Below are 20,632 nucleotides of genomic sequence, written 5' to 3'. Positions count from 1 at the left end.
TATCACGGATTACTTTGATAGAAAAGAGCCCCCCTAATCCGAATCAAACAGAGATTGAACCGTTTTCAGAAGTTTCCCGGGTGCGTCAAATTCAGGATTCGAGCGAAATACGGCGGCACTCTTATGGAGGGCTTCGAGTTGAGCGACATGTTGTTCAACATCTGCAATTTCCATCTTCTCGGAAGCCGGATGATTTGGGAAGAGCAGATGGTTCGGATCTACATGTTCCAGTTTAATTGCTTGTTTGACTCGTTTGTGACACCGGCATGCCGCTCCGGAATTGACTAACCCGCAATGTCCTTCCATGAACTGCTGAATTCGCTCTCGACTGCGGGAGAGTCGTTTTCGAAATGCCTCTGGAGTGATCTCCAAAATGGCTGCTCCCTCAACGCTGGTGAATTCCAGAATCTCGCCGAGAATGTACGTCAGTCGGTGGTCTCGGTCCAGGCAAAGTAACATCGCCTGTGTGCAGCCGATTTTGACTTCCTGGACCAGGAGCTTTTGTTCGGCTTCTGTATACCCGTCGGGTGGCGCATCGGAAAGTCCTTCTGCATGATCAGCGGCGAACTCCTCAAAGCTGATGGGTTTCTGTTCCGCGCGCCGCTTGCGCGTTGTGAGCAAATGATTCGAGGCAATGCGATATACCCACGTCTTGAAAGCCGAATCGCCACGAAATGCATTCAGATTTGTCACAACCCGAATGAGAATCTCCTGCGTCGCATCTTCGGCATCGTGAGGATGCCAAAGCATGCGAATTGACAAACGGTAGATCTCATCCTGAATCGCCTCGACAACCTGTTCGAGTGCTTCACGACTACCGGCTCTCGCTTTTTCGACGAGTATATCGAGATTCATGATTTCTCCTCTACCAGTCGCTTGAGAAGATTCAGTTCTTCCTGCAAACTCTTTTGACCCGCTTGAAATTCTTGATTAGACATGCCTGGATCTTGAAAAAAAGTGAAAATATACTCGGTCTGCTCACCATTCGCGACGACACGAGTAGGCGTCAAAACGTCTACATCAGCTGCAGCTTGTGAGTGGAAGTCCACAATACCATACTCGGCGTTGGCTTCAACAGTCGTTTCGATTTCGCCAAACGGGGTCGTCACAATCCATCGATCGCCCTCTTGACGAACTCCCTGGCAATAATTGACAGCCCAAAGTGGCATATTTTGCAGGTCAGAGACATAGTCGAATACGTCCTGAGGAGTAGCGGCAATAGTGACGCTTAATGTAGCAGATTTCATAGTTTCACCTCGATTAAGTGGGGGTTAAAAAAGTCTTATTTCTGTGATACAGAGTTTTAGACTCACCCATTGATCGAGGTGTGACTGAGAAAGAGATTATTTTTGAGAAATCAAACAAACTATATTTCTGCCGGCTTCCCGTTCGACTCGTCTGGTCTCCGAAAAACCCGCAGCTTGCAAACGTTGTTCGACCTGTTCCATCTGCTGTTCAGTGAACCCGGGAGCAGAAAACATTCGCTTTTGCGGTAGAGCGGCACGCAAAGCCAATATTAGCTGTCCCTTGTTTTTCAAAACACGGAGGACTTCGTTGAGTCCCCTTATCGGATCTGACCAGTGGTGAAAACTGTTCACAGCAAACACCTTATCGAAGGTTTCCTCGTCAAACGGAATTTGTGAGGCTGATCCCAACTTAAGATCAACCTGACCTGTTTGAATCCCACGTCGATTGCGGCGGGATGCCTGTGATAACATCAGTGTGGAAGGATCAACGCCCGCAATCCGTGTGGCCTTCGTTGTTCTGATAAGCTCCTGAATGGCAGTACCGGGGCCGAATCCGATCTCCAATATAGATTCATTTGGTTGGACATCAAGTAGTTCAACGACTGCCTGATTCATGAATCGATTCTTGGTCGCCATAAGCCGTCCAACTAACAATCCCAGAAATCCTGTAGGATGTCCAAACTGTCCCGCCAGACCGTGAGACTTACAGACACTGATGGGATGCGATTCGGATGAAGTCGCCGTCATAATGTGTGTTCCTGATTCATTCTTTTTCGAAGCACTCGCGAACCGACCGCAGTGTGCGTGTGGCCTGTGTGAGCCTGGATTCTGAAAACTTTGCGGACAGAGTTTGAAAGACTTCAGCTTCTCTCAACTGCATCTTTTCGACAAAGACGCGTCCGGTGCCAGTCAGTTGAACAAGTTTGGACCGCCTGTGATGCGGGTTGTCGATGAATTCAACATATCCTTCCTCCACGAGTGGGTTCACGAGGCTCTGAATGTGTTGGCGCGAGACCGGACGCGCACGCGCCATCTGGGGAACTGTTTGTGGACCAATTTCATACAACCCTTTTAATACCCCCCGCTTTCCGGCAGCGAGCTCGCCTCCCCCGTGAAGCTCATCAGCAACCACTCGTAAACGGTGAAACAGCAGGACGGTCTCGTCGATCAAATTTTCAATGGATGGTTTTTTCTGATTCATGACAACTATATTGTCTTATTGACAATATAGTTGTCAATATAAATTATTAAAAAATTAACGTTTTGTCCTTTCTTGAAATCGACAATCATTTGAAGATCTTCAGATACAGTGCTTGACACACTTTTATTTGTATATACAATAAAATATGAACGAGGAAAGAGATGAAAGACAACAAGCTAGACAATTTGACCGACCTGATTGCCAGTGAGTGCATTGCCGTCCGGATGAGAATCCTGAATCGAGTGATCTCAAAGATCTATGATGATGCGCTGCGCCAGACGGGTGCTAAAGTCAGCCAGATGAATATCCTGGTTGCGGTTGGCAAGCTGGGCACGGCTCGACCTGCCGATGTGTGCGCGGCTTTACATCTCGATGTTTCCACGCTCAGCCGCAATGTCGAACGCATGAAGGCTCGAGGTTGGCTGGAGGTCATTCCTGATGAAGATGGAAGGGCACAACCTTTTCGTCTGACAAGCGAAGGTAGAAAACTCTTAGAGCAAGCAGCCCCTGCGTGGAAAGAGGCTCAGGAACAAGCGAAGCAACTCTTAGGAGAAAATATTACTGGGCAATTAAATCAAGCTGTAAAACGAGTGAATAAAATCAAATCCTGATTTTCACTTTCTCTTTTTTTAACCATTTAATTGTATATACAAATTAAAAGGCGTCTAAAATGAGCCTGGAAGAACACCCCACAGTGAGGCGCATCCGTCAACAGGAAACGGACAGAGTCGAGGAAGTGACTCAACCACTCGATGCCAACTGGCTACGTCAACTCGTCCTTGATAAAGGGACCGACGATGTCGGTTTCGTCGAAATGGAAAGGCCGGCATTGGATGATCAACGAGAAGACATCCTGAATGCTTTTCCTCGTACCAAAACGCTGATCAGTTATGTTGTGCGGATGAACCGGGAACCGATTCGTTCGCCTGCGCGTTCGGTGGCAAATCTCGAATTTCATCACACAGGCGATGAGGTCAATGAAATTGGTCGTGATCTCGTAAGGACATTGGAGGACGAAGGTATCAAAGCGCTCAATCCGTCCATGGGTTTTCCCATGGAGATGGATAATTTTCCGGGAAAGATTTGGGTCGTGTCACACAAACCGGTTGCTGTGGCTGCAGGCTTGGGAATGATGGGCATACACCGCAATGTCATCCATCAGAAGTTCGGCAACTTCATTTTATTGGGGACGATTCTGGTTGATGCCGAGGTCACCGAGTATGGCCGACCCATCGACTTTAATCCTTGTCTGGAATGCAAACTCTGTGTGGCCGCCTGCCCTGTGGGAGTGATTTCTCCTGAAGGGGACTTTAACTTTTCAGCCTGTTACACGCACAATTATAAAGAGTTCATGGGAGGCTTCACCGATTGGACCGAACAAGTGGCCGACAGCAAAAATGCCATCGATTATCGTCATCGCGTGAACGATTCCGAATCTTCCTCGATGTGGCAGAGTCTCTCCTTCGGGGCCAACTATAAGGCCGCGTATTGCCTATCAGTCTGTCCTGCCGGAGAAGATGTGATTGCCCCGTATCTCGCTGATAAGAAAACACACCTCAAAGAGAATGTGCGTCCGCTGCAACAAAAAGCAGAAACGATTTATGTTCTCAAGAATTCCGATGCCGAACAACACGTTGCTAAACGGTTTCCTTACAAACAGACGAAACATGTAGGAAATAGTTTGCGTCCCAGCAACATTGACGGATTCATCCGAGGAGTTCCTCTGGTCTTTCAACCCGGTAAGTCAAAGGGCTTAAATGCCACATATCACTTCATCTTTACTGGCGATGAAGCAAAAGAAGCCACGATTGTGATTCAGAATCAGAAAGTCAATGTTGAAGAAGGACACCAAGGCGAACCCGATTTGCGCGTGACCGCCGATACGAAAACGTGGCTTGGCTTTTTAAAGAAAGAAAAAAACATCGTCTGGGCATTGCTGCGGCGGAAGATTCGTCTGAAAGGCTCCCCCAAACTCTTGCTTGCTTTTGGGAAATGCTTTCCCCAATAAGTCTTCAAGAAAAGACATAATTCAAAGATCGGGAACTAATTCCTGGCGTTCTCCTTTGGCATAGCGAATGACATCAATGGCGTCCATGATCAGAGACAGTGAGTTCACGACCATGATTCCACGAACCCAGAAGCCGAAGGAATCATCGGCGGGAATTTGACTGACACGCATTGCCAGCCACCCGACGAATGGAATCCAGAGAATGTGACCCAGACCAAGAATGCGTGTGAATCCAAAGCGGGCCGTCAGGAAAGACATGAGCAGGGCCGCCCCAAACAGCGCAGCCAGGGCTGCTTGTGCTTCGGTGTGGTGCAGAAATAAGATCGGAGCAAAGCCATTAAAAAAGATGAGCACGAATAACCAAGCTTTAATGGGCTTCGGCATACTCATGACACCTTTATTAAATTTGACAAATCCTTGCATCGTCTCTCCTTCAGTTTGTGAGTTGATCTCATGCTATCACAGACTGGTACGATAGCCTGTTGTGATTTCTGTTTCAATGTCGTTATGAAATTAGACATGTGAACCGGTTCATCGACATCATGCCTTCAATTTGTGAGAATTATGATTCGGGCACTCTTTGTCACTACAACGTTCAGGAATTGTCTTTGTTCCTTCCATCATCAAAGCACCACAAGTCTTGCGATTTCGCTTATGTTTGCAATGTTTTCCTGTAGGACGGGCCTTCAACCAAAACTTGCACTTGGGACGTGCCGAACAGGCCCACATCAGACCAAACCGCCCTCGGGTCGGCACAATTTCTCCTTCTGTGCATTCAGGACAAGTAATGCCTGTGGGAGACAGGTCAGCATGTTCGCTACAGGCAGCCTTCTTTTTCACGAGAACCTCTCGTGAAGAAATCGAGTTCAATAGAAATTAACTAATCCAAAGAGGTACCGTACTGATTCATTCCTGTCAAAACTGTAAACTATTTCACGATGCAGAAAAAATCTCCTTAGCAACGCTTACCTTTGAAACAATTGGTTATCGGGGAAATTCGATGTATACCACGGGAACATGATCTGTTAACCATACTTCATTAGGAGTGACAAAAAATTCGAATCCTGCCTGGTGCATTTCGAGTGCTCGGACTTTGAGTAAGACTGGGTTTCCACGTCGACTTCCTACGTTGAGGCTGGTCTTTTCATCAACATGCAGATGAACATGATGCCGTTTCATTTTCATCAGCCCTCCATGCGCAATGGCACCGACAAACTGTTGCGGTGTCCCATGAAACAGGATTTCCGGCGGAATGGCAGCCTGATAACCCAGGTCGATTTTTACAGAATGCCCTTGATTCGCTCGGATGCGCATTCCATCTTCACTCAATGAAAATCGCTGTTTGTCGTTTGTATTGACGACAAGTTCCAATGTTTCCCGCGACATGGTCTTGCCATGCTCTGCCATTGATGTCAAAAGTGTTTCTATATCAACCCAACCTGACTCATCGAGTTCGATCCCGATTGTTTCGGGCTGATGTCTGAGTACAAGACTCAGGAATTTACTTTTCTTTCTGATTTCTTTTTCGTTCATTTTATTTATTCTTAACTATTTATTTTTTGTTATTACTCATTTTTGAGGATGCTTCAGTTCATTGTCAGACTGCATTAGACAAGAACCACACCTGCCATTTTCATTTCTTCATAGGCCCGCCACACATCTCCCGGATTGAGATCTACTCCCCGACACCCTTCTTGAATAACACTGGTCTTCAGACCAAGCTTGACTGCATCAAGGGCCGTGAATTTGACACAATAATCTGTCGCCAGTCCCATAATGACAACTTCGCTGATTCCACGTTCGCTTAAAAACTCGAAAAGCCCTGTGGACTGTCGAAGATCGTTATCGTAAAAACCACTATAGCTGTCGATTTGCTTATCAATCCCTTTGTAAAAGATACGATGGATACCGTCGACTTCCAGCTGAGCATGTAGTTCTGCTCCCTGTGTTCCTTGAACACAATGATCCGGCCACAATATTTGTTCTGATCCTTCTAAATCGACCAGATCTCCTACTTGCTTTTCATTATGCTGACTGGCAAAACTCTGATGATCGGCGGGATGCCAATCCTGCGTGGCAACAACCAGATCGAATTCTGGTATTAAGCGATTGGCAACCGAAACAATCACATCTCCTTCTGGAACCGCCAGTGCTCCTCCAGGCATGAAGTCGTATTGAATGTCAATTAAAATTAAAGCCTTCATTGTTCAAGAGCCTGGATTAATAAGGAGGAAGCAACCTTCTGAGACCTAGCGCAATCACCACGGAAGCAAATACCATATTTCGAGGAATTGTTGCCAACCAGTACATTGAAGGCGGCTTCTGTGGTTCAGTTGATTCCAGTACTTTTGCTATTTTCATTGCCAAAGATTCCATCCATACTTTTGTTCGAGGCCATTCGATCAGACGTTCGATCCATTCCGAAGGAATGGCGTTAGCACCTGAATTAGCTCCACAAACAGCACCGGTGATAGCGGCCACACTATCGGTATCGCCTCCCAACATCACAGCGTTTTCCACCGATTGGCGGAGATTCTCTGGTGAATACGCCCAGCAATACAGTGCCGCTGGGACGGTTTGATTGACATAGCCACTAATTCCTTTTGCCCAGCCTTCTGACTGTGCAAAAAGATCAGGTGACTTTCCTTCTGATAAAAATTGAACTGCATTAAGAATTGAAGCTTTCAACTCATCATTTTGTATACATTCCCCAGCATTTCTTAGAAAAGCGATGGGATGATTTTGTTTTCCTTCAGTACCAATCCGAGATGCCCTGGCAATCAGCAATGCCCCCTCTTCAGCCTTTGGATCGGTATGTGTCATCCGTGTACTGGCTCGTACCAGCTCTACTAAATGTTCGTCTGAGGTAGCACAAACTCCCAACAAAGCCGATCGCATCGCTGGTCCATTGCCGGCACTAAAAACACCACTTTTTTGTGGAAGAAATCCGACTAAAAGTTTCAGACACGCTTTTAATGTTGCAAACCCTACTCCTGCAGGCATGCACAGGAACCAATGCTTCAGTTCACGTGCGAATTGCTTTTCAAATTGAACGACATCTCCTTGAGAAATCACTAATGCACGCCCCACCATGAGAGTGTGTTCCGTATCGTCACTACACATTCCATGTCCGAAAATCAGACTCGGATTGAGCGGCGGGTCACCATAGATTCGTTGAGCCCGATTCCTGGAAAGACCTTCGCGTTTCAGTCCTACAGCATCAGCAACCGCTGTACCAAGAATACAACCCAGGATTTGAGAATAACGATCCATACTAAACCTCGAAGTGAAACCCCTGTTTTGTCTGGCGTCGATACTTACGACGATCAAATTTGTAGAGCCTGGCTGCGCGATGTGCAACATCTGTCTCGACTTCATCCAACTCGATAAGAATCCCCATACTGAGAATCTTTTTGCGGAAGTTCCTCTTATCAAGCTGTCGATCCAGGATGACTTCATAGAGATGCTGAATCTGTCGCAACGTGAATTTGGTCGGCAGTAATTCAAATCCCAGAGGTTGATATCGAACTTTGTTTCTCAACCGCTCGTGGGCCATTTTCAAAATCGTCGGATGATCGAATGCAAGTGATGGAACATCATCAATGGCAAACCAGGCCGCGTTACGCGCATCAGTGGCCGCATGAATCCGATGATCGGAAAGCTTCACCAAAGCATAATAAGCAACCGTCACGACACGTTCTCGCGGGTCACGATCTATTTCGCCAACTGTGTAGAGTTGTTCTAAATATACTTTTTCGATTCCGGTTTCTTCTGCAAGCTCGCGACGAGCGGCTTCGTCCAGTGTCTCGTCCAATCGAACAAAACCACCGGGTAATGCCCAATGACCCTCAAACGGAGGAAGATCGCGCTGGATTAACAATACTTTTAGATCTTCTTCATCCAATCCAAAAACCACACAATCCACCGTTAAGGCAGGTCTCGGGTATTCATAACTGTATTTCATTTCGATTCCTTTAGTGTAATATAAACACCATGACAATTAAATATTTCTGAGGTTCGCACGATACTTAAAAACCAGTCATATTAATCTGGTATTACAATAAATCATTCATCTCCAACAGCTCTTGTTCGAAGCCCCCCGACAGGATGGGAAAGCGGCACCAGGTTTTCGGATCCAGATTCTCATCATCCAGATGAAATGACGGCGCATAACGTTCACGCTTCCATTGATTTCGCGACCAGAGTCGAAAGAAACGCGCGACCCAGTCCGCAAGTTCTGCGGGCTGGTAGTCGGGAAATTCTGCGCGAGCCATCCGAAATAAATCAACCGGTCCCTTCTTATCACGGATGGCTGCCCGCTCGATCCAGTCGAGCAATTCATAAGGCATCAAGTCGCTTTCATCTGTCTGTCCGGCTTGTTGAGGCCGTAGTTCCGCCGTCGGTTCCTGACGATTCACCAGTTCTAAAGTGGACAGGCTACCAACTCCCATCGGTCCTGCATGGCACATCCAGTCCAACCATTTCCGTAAAAATGCTTTGTCGATCCCTGCAATAGGCGAAAGTCCACCACACGTATCACCGTCCATCGTCGTATATCCCACAGCAGCCTCTGATCGATTGCTGGTAGCCAGCAAAAGTGCATCACGGAGATTTGCCAGCAGCCAGACTCCCGGTGCTCGAACACGCGCCTGAATATTCTGTAGCGCAACATCGTCGTCCTCCCAGTTCAAATCACGGCCAATCGCATTCGATACGAAGCCAACATACGATTGCACGATGGGATCAACGTCGAGTTTTAGAAACTCTGCTCCCAGTGATGCAGCAAGCGCGGAAGCCGCCCGCTCTGTCGCCTCAGAGCTATTTTCTGTGGCCTGGTAAACACAAGTGAGTAATTTTTGAACGACCGGCTCAGCAGAGTTCAGATGATCTAATTCTTTGATATGCGACAATCTGGATTGAAATCGCTGCGGACCTAACTCTGCCAGTCCGAATTGGACCAACGACCAGACAAGCACAACAACTGCAGCAGAATCTGCCCCTCCACTCAGTGAAACCACGAACCCCTTTGATCGACTTTTTCTCAAATAGTCATACAGTCCCAAGGCAACTGCTCTGGTAAACTCTTCCTCTTTCACAGACTTGTCGGTCTCCCATGGGGCGACTCTGTTTTTGATCGACCGTGGTTCGATGTCCGGAAATGTGAACGCAGTCTTCACAGTGGCGAGTGTTTTATTTTGTTGATGGGGTTGAAAGCTCATAAGCTGTGTGCGTTTGATGCGTGTTAAATCAACGTCGACAACCGACGTGGTGACCACATAATCTGAAAACAAAAGCCGTTGGCCTTCAACTAACAGGTTTCCACTACTGGCAATCAATGTGGCCCCATCATAGATAATACGTCCCGCTTCATTGCCGAGTAAATTTGCATAGAGGTAAGTGACACCATATGCCCGAGCGCTTTCGAGTACCAGTCGACGACGAATGTCCTGCTTGCCGAAAGCAAAGTGGCTAGCACTCGGATTCAAAATGAGATCGACACCCGCCATTGCCAACTCACGACCAGGGCGATCTGCAGCCCAGGCATCCTCACAGATTTCAAAACCAATCCGAACACCTCCACAATTGAAAATCAGATTCCCGATTGGATAATTACGTCCCTGAATCTCAATCTCGCTGACTTGTTGCGAATCCCAGGCTTTAAACCAGCGAGGTTCATAATGGATTCCATCTCCGGCAAGACGATTCTTGGCAACAAATCCGAGTACCTTTTGATCAGCAATCAAGCAGACACAATTATAAAGTGCTCCATTATGCAGCAGAGGGAGTCCTATTGAGACGACTACTTGTTCGGTATGCGGTAGCACTTCAAAGAGTGCCAGCAATGCTCGTTTTTGGACATCAATGGAAAAAAACGCATCCTCACAACCATAGCCAGTGAGACACAACTCGGGGAGAGCGACAAGCGTTGCCCCTTGCTCACGGGCAGCTGTAATGGCATTGATGATATTTGTTGTGTTGCCTGCCCAATCCAGGGGGGTCTGATTAAGGGCGACCGCCGCGACGTGAATCAATTGCATGATCGTGTCAATTCATTTTCTACTGTGGTTATCTCATCGTCTGTTATTATTTTGATTGTGGCTGCCTCGCCCGGAGAATCCATTCCGTTTTTAACTGATGCAACTCTTCTTCGAGCCCTACCGGATACTGATGTGGTTTGACATGTCGCCGAATTCCGGCATGGAATAGACCAAGCTGCTGTTGAACCCGTTCTCGGATTGCCGTGAGTGGCTCACAGTCATGAACCGTGTCTCCCTTGCGAACGATGGGAATCAACAAGTCATCTCCGACCAGATCCTTTTCAAAATGGCGGTGACGTGTTGGATCCAACGGGTCGACCATAACTGTGTTTAAGGAGTTCATATTCAATTCGTTATAAATCATATCGGCAATCGCCCCTTCCCCGTTACGAAAACGGCGTACTTGCAAAATGCCCGGAGTCGACGTTTTGATGGCCTGCTCCGATAACTTCACTTTGGGTTCCCAACGTCCCTCTTCGTTCTGTATCGCTCCCAGTTTGTAGACACCTCCCAATGCCGGCTGATCGTAAGCAGTCACCAATTTTGTTCCCACTCCCCAGACGGCGATCTTAGCACCTTGCTCTTTAAGGCTGGTAATAATGCCTTCATCGAGATCATTACTGGCAACAATCGACGCATTGGAGAAACCAGCCTGATCTAATAACTGCCGTGCCTCGATACTTAAATAAGCCAAATCACCGGAATCGAGACGAATCCCCACCATCTCGTGACCCGATTCTCGAAGCCGTAAACCCACCTGGATTGCGTTGCGAACACCATCCAACGTGTCATAGGTATCAACAAGGAATACACAGTTGTTGGGCATTGCGGTTGCATATTCTTCAAATGCGGAAAGTTCATCGTTGAAAGACATCACCCAGCTGTGAGCGTGCGTTCCTTTCACGGGAATATCAAATAGTTTTCCAGCCAATACATTTGAGGTTGCCGCACAGCCACCAATGTATGCCGCGCGGCTGGCAGCCAGTGCACCATCAATTCCCTGAGCACGTCTCAGACCAAACTCTAGGACAGGCTCACCACCCGTTGCCGCACAGATACGAGCTGACTTGGTCGCAATCAAAGTCTGATAATTCACAATATTTAATAGCGCTGTCTCCAGAATTTGGCACTGGAGGATGGGACCTTTTACTCGAACCAGTGGTTCATGGGGAAAAACAACCGTACCCTCGGGTACAGCATCCAGGTCACAACGCAGTTCTAACTTAGAGAGATAATCCAAAAATTCTTTTGCAAAGAGGGGACGACCGTCGTTTCCTTCCAGTACGGAAAGATAGTCAATATCATCAAGCGTAAATCGGAATTGGTTCAAATAATTCAGAACGTACTCCAGTCCGGCAGCGATGGTAAACCCACCTTGAAATGGATTTTTCCGGAAGAACATATGAAACACGGCTTCTTGCTCTGCGCGACCTGTTTTCCAATAACCCTGGGCCATCGTGAGTTGGTAGAGATCAGTAAGCAGTGCTAAAGGCGTTCCATAGATTTTCATGAGTGTTGACATTGATCTGACCTCCGTTTCCACTAAAGTTAGTGTATTATAAACACTAAGTATTGCGAAGTCAATCTGCTGTTGCTCATTTTTCCTTAAAAATGGAAATCACTAGAAATTCAGGCAATGTCTTCGACGGAACTGATACAGCGAAAACCGAGGCAGCGACCTCTTGCCAGTGGTGTGCGGCCGCGGCGATAGGAGCTGTGGCATAATTGGGAGGGTCCTACCCAGCTTCCACCGCGTTCACTGCGCACACGAGTGTTTGTCTGGTTGAGGGGATTATGCTCTATGGCTTCCGGACTTTGATAGAATTCAGCGTCGTACCAGTCTCGGCACCACTGCCAGACATTCCCCGCCATATGATGCAGACCAAAGAGCGACATCCCTAACCTGGCATTGACATCAGCCAATGGGAGTTCGCTGACATCATAACTGACAGACTTTCGATGAAAGCCAAATCGCATTCTATCCTGTGATGGTGATTCAGATCCCCACGGATAAGGCTGCGAATATTGTCCTCTGGCCGCGTATTCCCATTGTGCTTCAGTGGGCAGATAACCGCCCGCGTCTGTGTGAGATTCATCCTGATAGCGCAGCCAAAGCTTATCATTCGCCCAGAGTGAATAGGCATTCGCTCCATACCAGGAAACCAGAATCATGGGCCATTTTTCACAGCCAGGTAGTGGCTGCCATTCTGATCCTTCCTTTCTGATTAACATGTGAATGTCTCGATCATCATCGAGGTCGAGCACAAACCAGTCTGTCAAATAGGAATCAGGGACTTCACCAATCGAATTCAAAAACCGGCAATAGGCGGTGGTCGAAACAGGTTCAGCGTCAATCAGGAAAGTGTCCAGTTTGACGATGTGCTTTGGTTTTTCATCCGCAATTGCATCGGGACGATCGCTCCCAATTTCGACTTCAGCAGTGGGAACCTGAATGCACAGCATACCGTCAGAGCGTCTGCGAAACTGAGGGTATGAATTTTTCGTCTCAACAGATTCAAATAAGTTCGATTTAGTCGAACCGCTTCTTTCCCAGCGTCCATCTAACTGGGTAAATGAGAACAATTCTGCCGGTGCCTTTTCAGTTTTTGGTTGACGAAAATGATGACTTCGACCAGGTGTCCCCGTTCCCTGATTGAGGTAAGCCAGTTCTGCCAAGTCACTCAGCCGAAAGGGCTGTCGAGTGAAAATCGACTTATACACAGGATCAGAAGATTCGGAGGGCAGCACAGTATCAAGCGCCTCTTCCAACTCCATTATTAACTCAATTAGATCCAAGCTATCACAACCAAGATCTTCAATCAGTCTATCACTGAGAGAAATCTCATCGCGCGGAAAACCTAACTGTTCCGACGCGACATCTAAGACTTTCTGTTCGATCTCACTAAGTCGCAACTGTGGTTTAGTGGTCATAAAATGTTCCTCTAAGTGAAACGTCGACTTCATTTATCTTAAGTTTCGTATTTTAACTAATCGTCACGTCGGTCACTTTGTTCTTATTCGTGAATACTATACCTCCAGAGAAAATGAAGCAAATCCCTCCATACTGTCGAAGTAGCTCTTGAGGGCCTGCATGTAAAACACATCGATTGTATTTAAAACAATTGTAGAAACCAACGAGATTTTCATGCTTGCGCGATTTCCTCACTTTCAATTTGTTTTGAGCCTCTTTACGTCCCTCGTGTTACTCCTTCTAGTCCCATCCGAGACTTCTGGCCAGGATCCCACCTGGCTGGAAGAGGATGATTACCTGTATCGTGCCTACTTCGACTTTTCGGGAATGGCAGGTGGAGTCAACGATACCGGACAGGGGTTATTGTTTATTCCATTGTCACAAGATGAAGAAAGTCTGTTCTTTGCCGATTTGCGGGGCAATATCTTCGATGACTCCTCAGCAGAGGGAAATTTCGGACTCGGCTATCGTCAAATGATGAATGACCAGTGGATTGCTGGCGCGTATGGCTTCTTCGATGTCCGCCGTAGTGAGTATGGCAATATCTTTCGTCAGGGAAGTTTTGGTGTGGAACTGCTGAGTATTGAGTGGGATTTCCGGGCCAACGGTTATGTCCCTACACTAAAACAAAAGCGGGTTGATTCGCTGTCTACCGCATACTTGAGTGGAAATAACATTGTTGTGCAGGGCGGCGAAGAACGCGCGTACTGGGGAACCGATTTTGAAGTGGGTCGTCTCTTGAAAACCTTTGATGAGATGAATGTGGATGCTGAACTGCGCGGGTATGTCGGCGGGTATTACTTTGATAACTCCGCCCCCGGCTTTAAGGAAATGGCGGGACCGCGGACGCGTGTCGAATTTCGGATGTTTGATTTACCGTTTCTAGGGAATGGATCGCGTGTGGTCCTGGCGGGTCAATATCAATACGATGAGTTGCGCGGTTCGCAAGGCACCGGCATGTTGACAATTCGTGTGCCTCTACCGGGAAATGGGGACAGTCAAAAACTGACTCGGTTCCAACGCCGTATGGTCAACCCGATTGTACGTGATATCGATATCGTATTGAATCAGGCACGGGGACCTGTGGAACAGGCCAAGCTTCAACAGACCGGTCAGGTGTTAAATAACATTACTGTTATCGATGCCAATACTGTCGGTGCCGAAGCGGTCTTTAACGGTGCAGGAACCAACAGCGTGGTCCTCTTCGATGGTAGTGCCGGTACGATTGACACCAGCACTGGGTTTGTCTTTAACAATGGTCAGCTCGCACTAGCTGGTGGAAAGAGCGTAAACGTCGTCGGTTGTAATTCAGGTGCCGTTGCCAGCTTCAATTATGGTTCTCGACCGACGGTCAATGGAACGGTCAATACGATTGATGTATTTACCATGGCCGATAACTCTAGCATCGTGGGTATGAATATTACTGGCGGCCAGAATGGAATTTACGGGAACAACATCAGCGGCTTTACAATGGCTTGCAACACGATTAGTGGCGCTTTGGAAGACGGAGCGCATTTAGACGGTACGATCAACGGAACGATCATTGACAATACATTCAGCACAAATGGGACGACGACAGACAACGATGGTCTTGAAATAGAAAACTTTGTCGGCGGCAGTATCACAGGGAATACGTTTAGAAACAACGATTACGGCTTCTACAGTTCCAATGAGATCAGCGGGGGAACCATCGCCCATAATACGGCCCACAACAATACCTATGATGGATTTACTTTTACTAATATCAGCGGAGGAACCATTTCAAATAATACCTCACGAGATAATGGCGAAGATGGATTCTTTTTCTTTGGTACCATGTCTAACGGAGTTTTCTCAAATAACATAGCCAATAATAATCACAACTTCGGATTCAACTTTTTTCAGATGACCGGAGGGACTATCAGCGGTAATCAAGCAATTGACAATGATTTCGCAGGTTTTGCTTTCTTCGGTGCGATCTCTGGTGGAACGTTCTCTAGTAACATTGCAGATAAGAACGATGACGGATTTTACTTCGATCAAGACATTACGGGGGGCACATTCTCTGGAAACACAGCAAGTAACAACAGGTTCAATGGGTTCTATTTTGCTGATAACGTATCAAACATGACATTCACAGGAAACGTCGCGAGTGAAAATGTAACGAACGGAATCAAATTTGGGGATACCGTCGGCACGGGAACGATCATCAGCAATAATTCGGCGATTGATAACAAAGATGATGGATTTGATTTCGATGATGTCGCAGGCGGTACTATCAGTAATAACTTTGCCTCAGGAAACCTGGAAGATGGTTTTGATTTTGATGATGTCTTCCTTGGTGGCACATTCAGTAATAACGTATCAGTCAGTAATACTTTCAATGGATACGATTTCATTGCACCAATTGTCGGCGGAACAATTACAAATAACAGTGCCCAGAGCAACTCGGCCGATGGTTTCTTCGTGAATATTTTCAGTGGTGCTAACACAGCCACTTTCTCAAACAACACGGCGACCCAAAACACAGCAAAAGGCTATAACGTCTTATCCGGTACACCACTAAACGGAGTGGGCACGAACACCGGTTCCGGAAATGCAAGCGACAATAATTTCTGATCATCAGAAAGCAGTTTATAAGGGTGACTGCTTTCTTCAACGGCCAGACTCTAAGGCACTTTGGAGTCTGGTCACTTTTTCTTTGAGTAACTCGTTCTCAGCCTTCAGCTTTTCAATGACCGGTAAGATATCTTCTCGGGAAAACCGTCTGTGAATGTGTTGATGGCAGTTCATGTCCCAGGCTTCAATCGAAAACAGAATTGCTCGTTCAGGTTTGGCTGGATACTCCGGATCGTGTAAGCGATTGATTAATTCCTCATCTTCCTCAACGACTTTAGCCGTTCCCCAGAGTTTAATGCGGCGGCTGTTGACATAATCCATCAGAAACAGAAACGCTTTGGGATTTTCAGACAGATTCCCCAGCGTAATATATTGCCGATTACCGCCAAAGTCTGCGAAGCCCAATGTCTTCTGGTCGATTACTTTGAGAAAGCCGCGGCTTCCCCCACGGTATTGAATATAAGGTTGTCCTGCTCCATTGGTTGTGCCCAGATAAAACATGTCCAGGCTTCCTATGAATTCTTCGAGTATCGGAGTCACTTCTGTGAGCCAGCCATGCCCGCGCTCTACTTTTGAATAAGTGGAGCGTGAACCTTTTTGTGTTTGAATGGTTTTGACGGCCGGTGTAAAGGCGATATCACTCGGGTACTCGTGCATCACTCGGCTTCCCCAAAAATGCTGAAAGGAAATCAAAAATCACCGGGCCTTGCAAATGACTTCGCAAGACCCGGCGCTAGGACCAGTGCCAGGTACTTAATTTGATGTGGCCACATTTCTGTGCAGGAAACTCCGCATTGTTTGAGCGATCTTATCGCCATCTTCTTCCAGCGCGAAGTGTCCCGTATCTAATAAATGAAATTCCAGGTTTTTCAAGTCGCGTTTGTAAGGGTATGCCCCTGCATCGGGGAAGATTTGATCGTTCTTTCCCCAGACAATCAAGGTAGGAGGTTGGTATTTACGTAAATACTTCTGCCATTTCGGATAGAGTGGCGGGTTACTGCCATAACTGTAGAACAATGCTAATTGAATTTCCTGATTTCCAGGTCGATCCAATAAAGGCTGCACGTGCCCCCACGTATCGGGACTGATGGTTTCCGTGTTTCGCACGCCATGTGTGTATTGCCACTTGGTGGCGTCTAGTGTCAGGAATCCACGCAATTTGTCTCCCTGTTCCGTCGTTCGATGCTTCCAGTATTCTTTGATCGGAACCCAGAATTTGTTATCGAGACCTTCATCGTATGCGTTTCCATTCTGAATGATCAGTGAATCAACCCGTTCCGGATGTTTGACGGCCAACCGAAAGCCAACCGGCGCCCCGTAGTCCATCAGATAGAGTGAGTACTTTTTTAGCTCCAGCTGTTCTGTGAACGTTTCGACGACATTCGCCAGATTGTCGAAGGTATATTCAAATTTATCAACGGATGGCGCAGAACTATGCCCATAACCGGGATAGTCCGGGGCAACCACATGATACTTGTCTGCTAACGCGGGAATCAGGTTGCGAAACATATGCGATGACGTAGGAAACCCATGTAACAATAAAACGGTTGGCGCATCCTTGGGACCTGCTTCCCGATAGAAGATGTCGAGGTCATTGACTTTGACTGTTCGGTGTAGAACCTGCGTGTCATGAACTGCTTCCGCCTGCACTTTGTATCCGGTTGTGCTCACGAAAGCGAGCACAACCAGAGTCAGGACTGTCTGTTTCCAAGATCGCATTTTATTTCTCCCTTTAATTTACGTGTTGTTATTAAAAAGTATTAAATTTCTGAATCAATTAGTGGCAGCAGCTACCGCCATCAGTAGAACAGGCAGCCACAGACTCTTCTGCCAACGCTTCGACTTCAGGGAAGTCGACTTCTGTTTGAGCCAGGTGATTGAAATAGTTCGTAAAGATATTCAATGCGACATTGGCAACCACTTCGGTGATTTCTGCATCACCAAAACCAGCGTCACGAAACTCCTGAAGATCCTGATCTGAAACAAAGCCGCGTTTCTCAACGATCTTCCGCGAGAATCTCATCAAAGCATTCGTCTTTTCGTCCGCATCGGATCCGGATCGACTCGACTGGATTTCCTCGGCTGTGAGACCTAGGTTTTTTCCAATCGCAGAATGGGCGGCCAGACAGTATCCACATTGATTGAACTCACCCACATTCAAAGCAATTTGCTCTCGGTTTTTCGCGGAGAGTGCGCCTGCACCAAGAGAACCACTGAATTTGAGATAAGCATCCAGAACCGCGGGAGAATTGGCCATCGTTTTCATGATATTGGGAGTGATACCCAATTTCGCTTTGACGCCGTCCAACAAAGTTTTGGCTTTACCAGTGGCAGTTTCAGGTGAAACAGAATTTAAACGTTGCATCGTTCGTCTCCTTCGCATCAATCACAGTTCAAAATATTTGTCGGGCAACTCACCCAACATCAAACAAAAAAATACAGACAGGTCTGTATATTCACAATCAAAAAAAGAGACACAACTATCTTCGCTTCGCTTTTGCAATCAAATCAAAGGCCGCATCGCGGGCAATGTCTGCTGCCTCGGGAGTTCCTTCGCTGACGGCGGTCACAATCGCCCCTTCAACCAGAATGGCAATTGCGGGTGCCGCAGCAGCGGCCTTCTTCCCTTCCGAATCAATAATAATCTGCTTTAACATCTCATGGAATTGACGTTTATGTTCTGTGCTAAACTGAGAAGCGGCGTGTGTCGCATCTGCCAGTTCTGCTGTCGCATTAATAAACGAACAACCTCTATAACTTGGGTTTTCAAACCAATTTCGTAATACAATAAAAAATGCGTTGAGCGGTTTCATCCCTTCTTCAATGTGACGATTCATATTTTCCTTGAGAAACTGATCAAACTGTTCCTCACGGTATTTCAACACTTCCAGAATCAAATCATCCTTAGAAGGAAAATGGTTATACAATGTCATCTTAGCCACGCCCGCTTCGGCAATGACTCTGTCGATTCCCACACATCGAATTCCTTCTGAATAAAACAACTTTTCAGCTGTTTCCAGGATTCGTTTGCGAGCATTTGATGTTCGTTGTGTTTTACTCATGCCTTAATTATACAGACCTGTCTGTTTATGTCAAGTGGTTATTTGCAATTTTTTTGAAATTCAGAATTGCCATCCTTTGATCAATATCCATTGTGTTTGCTTGCATACGATTAGGAACTTGTGTGACTTGACAACTATCTCCTCAGACTTATAATTTAACCATATGGTTAATTCAAGGTCCCAACAACTTGACGAGACATTTTTTGCCCTGTCGGACCCGACGCGGCGTGCGATTATTGCCCATCTGGCCGATGGTGATTCGACCGTAGCAGAACTTTCGGAACCATTTTCGGTTTCGGCACCGGCGATCTCGAAGCATCTGAGAGTTCTGGAACGCGCGGGGTTGTTAACGCAGGAACGCGATGGCCGTGCACGCAGGTGCCATCTGATGCCGGAACCCCTCAAAGAAGCTGCCGAATGGGTTGAGAAGTACCAGCGATTCTGGGAAGGGAAACTCGATCAACTCGTGAAATACCTCGAACAAAATCAGCAGGAAAAACAAACATGATCGAAAAATATTCGGATGAGAATTCTCTGACCATACGGCGTACTATCAATGCGCCGCGGCAACTGGTATTTGATGCATGGACACAGATTGAACATTTGAAAAACTGGTGGCGGGCCAACCCCGCATGGTCGACCGAAATCGCTGAGGTTGATCTGCGTGTTGGTGGAAAATATCGACTCGGAATGCGCGACCCGGACAAAGAAGGCCCCTTTACCTGTTATGGTGAGTTCGTTGAGATTGTCCCTCCGGAAAAACTGGTCTACACCTGGTCGTGGGAGATGTCGACAGCGGACATCGGCAAGACACTCGTAACAGTAGAATTTCTGGAACAAGGCGAAGCAACGGAACTTGTATTAACACACGAGCGGTTCCCGAATGCAGAAGCAGCCAGCGAACATACCAAGGGCTGGACAGGTTGTATTGAAGGGCTGTCCCGTCTTGTGGAGTCGGATTGATGTCGCCGTTCTTCGAAGAGAGGACTGTTAGATGAATAGTTTTCGATATGAAACAAAAATCGCGAAATCACCTGCCGACGTTTATGCTGCGTTGACCACGAAGTCAGGCATCCAGGGTTGGTGGACCCCCGATTGCGATGTTCCCTCACAAATTGGTGATCTTCTTAATGTACGGTTTGGTGAGATGTTTCACACCTACAAAATCGAATCTCTGTTACCTTATGAAGAAGTTTATTGGAACTGTGTTGAGCATTTTCACAATATGCCGGGGCTCACCATATTTGACGAGTGGGTTGGAACCCGGCTCTCTTTCAAACTTTCGGCTGTCGAAAATGGTACCCAATTATTATTTGAGCATGAAGGCTTAACAGAGCAATTAGAATGCTATCCACACTGTTCCGAGCGTTGGCCTTTCTTTCTTGGTGTGAGCTTGAAAGAATATGTAGAGATCGGAACAGGCAGACCTTATATTGATCAAGAGCCTGCCGAATTTGATACATGAAGACATCAAACATTAACTAACGTCAAAATCACTTCTAAGGAC

At 46.9% G+C, this 20,632-nt stretch carries 23 protein-coding genes; 6 read left to right on the top strand and 17 right to left on the bottom strand.

The window, feature by feature from the left end:
* Positions 1 to 33 precede the first annotated feature (33 nt).
* The 4 genes from V144x_RS09335 to V144x_RS09320 form a co-directional block, all read right to left on the bottom strand.
* Entirely contained in the window at positions 34 to 855 is an 822-nt protein-coding gene (locus V144x_RS09335; RefSeq protein ID WP_144984672.1) for an RNA polymerase sigma factor, read from the bottom strand.
* Positions 852 to 1,247 (bottom strand): SRPBCC family protein, encoded by a 396-nt coding sequence (locus V144x_RS09330; RefSeq protein ID WP_144984669.1) that lies wholly within the window; start codon positions 1,245 to 1,247, stop codon positions 852 to 854. Before V144x_RS09330 ends, V144x_RS09335 begins: the two co-directional genes overlap by 4 nt.
* A gap of 96 nt (positions 1,248 to 1,343) precedes the next feature.
* Entirely contained in the window at positions 1,344 to 1,994 is a 651-nt protein-coding gene (locus V144x_RS09325; RefSeq protein ID WP_197998839.1) for a class I SAM-dependent methyltransferase, read from the bottom strand.
* A gap of 16 nt (positions 1,995 to 2,010) precedes the next feature.
* Positions 2,011 to 2,448 carry a MarR family winged helix-turn-helix transcriptional regulator gene (locus tag V144x_RS09320; protein WP_144984666.1) on the bottom strand — a complete coding sequence of 146 codons (438 nt, stop codon included), beginning with the start codon at positions 2,446 to 2,448 and terminating at the stop codon, positions 2,011 to 2,013.
* A gap of 161 nt (positions 2,449 to 2,609) precedes the next feature.
* Here V144x_RS09320 and V144x_RS09315 point away from each other — a divergent pair, with 161 nt between their 5' ends.
* Together V144x_RS09315 and V144x_RS09310 are read left to right on the top strand one after the other, a co-directional pair.
* Positions 2,610 to 3,059, top strand: coding sequence for a MarR family winged helix-turn-helix transcriptional regulator (locus tag V144x_RS09315; RefSeq protein ID WP_144984663.1), 450 nt, complete (start codon positions 2,610 to 2,612; stop codon positions 3,057 to 3,059).
* Positions 3,060 to 3,118: 59 nt separating this feature from the next.
* Positions 3,119 to 4,456 carry an SCP2 sterol-binding domain-containing protein gene (locus tag V144x_RS09310; RefSeq protein ID WP_144984660.1) on the top strand — a complete coding sequence of 446 codons (1,338 nt, stop codon included), beginning with the start codon at positions 3,119 to 3,121 and terminating at the stop codon, positions 4,454 to 4,456.
* Positions 4,457 to 4,477: 21 nt separating this feature from the next.
* Here V144x_RS09310 and V144x_RS09305 read toward each other — a convergent pair whose 3' ends face one another.
* The 9 genes from V144x_RS09305 to V144x_RS09265 form a co-directional block, all read right to left on the bottom strand.
* Positions 4,478 to 4,879 carry a hypothetical protein gene (locus V144x_RS09305; RefSeq protein ID WP_144984657.1) on the bottom strand — a complete coding sequence of 134 codons (402 nt, stop codon included), beginning with the start codon at positions 4,877 to 4,879 and terminating at the stop codon, positions 4,478 to 4,480.
* 117 nt (positions 4,880 to 4,996) lie between these two features.
* Positions 4,997 to 5,296 (bottom strand): topoisomerase DNA-binding C4 zinc finger domain-containing protein, encoded by a 300-nt coding sequence (locus V144x_RS09300; RefSeq protein WP_197998838.1) that lies wholly within the window; start codon positions 5,294 to 5,296, stop codon positions 4,997 to 4,999.
* Between the two features lie 144 nt (positions 5,297 to 5,440).
* Positions 5,441 to 5,989: an RNA 2'-phosphotransferase gene (locus V144x_RS09295; RefSeq protein ID WP_144984649.1), complete on the bottom strand. Its 549-nt coding sequence runs from the start codon at positions 5,987 to 5,989 to the stop codon at positions 5,441 to 5,443.
* Between the two features lie 74 nt (positions 5,990 to 6,063).
* A complete protein-coding gene (gene pncA / locus V144x_RS09290) occupies positions 6,064 to 6,660 on the bottom strand; it encodes a bifunctional nicotinamidase/pyrazinamidase (protein ID WP_144984645.1) in 597 nt (198 codons plus the stop codon).
* Between the two features lie 16 nt (positions 6,661 to 6,676).
* Positions 6,677 to 7,729 (bottom strand): ADP-ribosylglycohydrolase family protein, encoded by a 1,053-nt coding sequence (locus V144x_RS09285; RefSeq protein ID WP_197998837.1) that lies wholly within the window; start codon positions 7,727 to 7,729, stop codon positions 6,677 to 6,679.
* 1 nt (position 7,730) lies between these two features.
* Positions 7,731 to 8,420 carry an NUDIX hydrolase gene (locus V144x_RS09280; protein WP_144984639.1) on the bottom strand — a complete coding sequence of 230 codons (690 nt, stop codon included), beginning with the start codon at positions 8,418 to 8,420 and terminating at the stop codon, positions 7,731 to 7,733.
* 91 nt (positions 8,421 to 8,511) lie between these two features.
* Complete coding sequence (gene nadE / locus V144x_RS09275; RefSeq protein WP_144984636.1) at positions 8,512 to 10,494, bottom strand: NAD(+) synthase; 1,983 nt, start codon at positions 10,492 to 10,494, stop codon at positions 8,512 to 8,514.
* 46 nt (positions 10,495 to 10,540) lie between these two features.
* Positions 10,541 to 12,016, bottom strand: a complete 1,476-nt coding sequence (locus V144x_RS09270; RefSeq protein ID WP_144984633.1) for a nicotinate phosphoribosyltransferase — start codon at positions 12,014 to 12,016, stop codon at positions 10,541 to 10,543.
* 107 nt (positions 12,017 to 12,123) lie between these two features.
* Positions 12,124 to 13,425 carry an SUMF1/EgtB/PvdO family nonheme iron enzyme gene (locus V144x_RS09265; RefSeq protein ID WP_197998836.1) on the bottom strand — a complete coding sequence of 434 codons (1,302 nt, stop codon included), beginning with the start codon at positions 13,423 to 13,425 and terminating at the stop codon, positions 12,124 to 12,126.
* A 214-nt stretch (positions 13,426 to 13,639) separates the two neighbouring features.
* Between V144x_RS09265 and V144x_RS09260 the strand changes: the two genes are divergently transcribed.
* Positions 13,640 to 16,063, top strand: a complete 2,424-nt coding sequence (locus V144x_RS09260; protein ID WP_144984626.1) for a right-handed parallel beta-helix repeat-containing protein — start codon at positions 13,640 to 13,642, stop codon at positions 16,061 to 16,063.
* Positions 16,064 to 16,099: 36 nt separating this feature from the next.
* Here V144x_RS09260 and V144x_RS09255 read toward each other — a convergent pair whose 3' ends face one another.
* The 4 genes from V144x_RS09255 to V144x_RS09240 form a co-directional block, all read right to left on the bottom strand.
* Positions 16,100 to 16,720 (bottom strand): pyridoxamine 5'-phosphate oxidase family protein, encoded by a 621-nt coding sequence (locus V144x_RS09255; protein ID WP_144984623.1) that lies wholly within the window; start codon positions 16,718 to 16,720, stop codon positions 16,100 to 16,102.
* A 96-nt stretch (positions 16,721 to 16,816) separates the two neighbouring features.
* Positions 16,817 to 17,782 (bottom strand): alpha/beta fold hydrolase, encoded by a 966-nt coding sequence (locus V144x_RS09250; RefSeq protein WP_144984620.1) that lies wholly within the window; start codon positions 17,780 to 17,782, stop codon positions 16,817 to 16,819.
* A gap of 58 nt (positions 17,783 to 17,840) precedes the next feature.
* Positions 17,841 to 18,428, bottom strand: a complete 588-nt coding sequence (locus V144x_RS09245; protein ID WP_144984617.1) for a carboxymuconolactone decarboxylase family protein — start codon at positions 18,426 to 18,428, stop codon at positions 17,841 to 17,843.
* Between the two features lie 115 nt (positions 18,429 to 18,543).
* Positions 18,544 to 19,125: a TetR/AcrR family transcriptional regulator gene (locus V144x_RS09240; RefSeq protein ID WP_144984614.1), complete on the bottom strand. Its 582-nt coding sequence runs from the start codon at positions 19,123 to 19,125 to the stop codon at positions 18,544 to 18,546.
* Between the two features lie 163 nt (positions 19,126 to 19,288).
* Here V144x_RS09240 and V144x_RS09235 point away from each other — a divergent pair, with 163 nt between their 5' ends.
* The 3 genes from V144x_RS09235 to V144x_RS09225 are packed head-to-tail and all read left to right on the top strand — an operon-like array spanning position 19,289 to position 20,590.
* On the top strand, positions 19,289 to 19,633 hold the full coding sequence (locus V144x_RS09235) for an ArsR/SmtB family transcription factor (RefSeq protein ID WP_144984610.1): 345 nt from the start codon (positions 19,289 to 19,291) through the stop codon (positions 19,631 to 19,633).
* Positions 19,630 to 20,088: an SRPBCC family protein gene (locus V144x_RS09230; protein ID WP_144984607.1), complete on the top strand. Its 459-nt coding sequence runs from the start codon at positions 19,630 to 19,632 to the stop codon at positions 20,086 to 20,088. The genes V144x_RS09235 and V144x_RS09230 overlap by 4 nt, the downstream gene beginning before the upstream one ends.
* A 31-nt stretch (positions 20,089 to 20,119) precedes the next feature.
* A complete protein-coding gene (locus V144x_RS09225; RefSeq protein ID WP_144984604.1) occupies positions 20,120 to 20,590 on the top strand; it encodes an SRPBCC family protein in 471 nt (156 codons plus the stop codon).
* Positions 20,591 to 20,632: the final 42 nt, after the last annotated feature.

The organism is Gimesia aquarii, assembly GCF_007748195.1.
Lineage (GTDB): Bacteria > Planctomycetota > Planctomycetia > Planctomycetales > Planctomycetaceae > Gimesia > Gimesia aquarii.
Note: the sequence above shows the minus strand (reverse complement) of the source record. Positions and strands in the feature narration are given on the sequence as shown.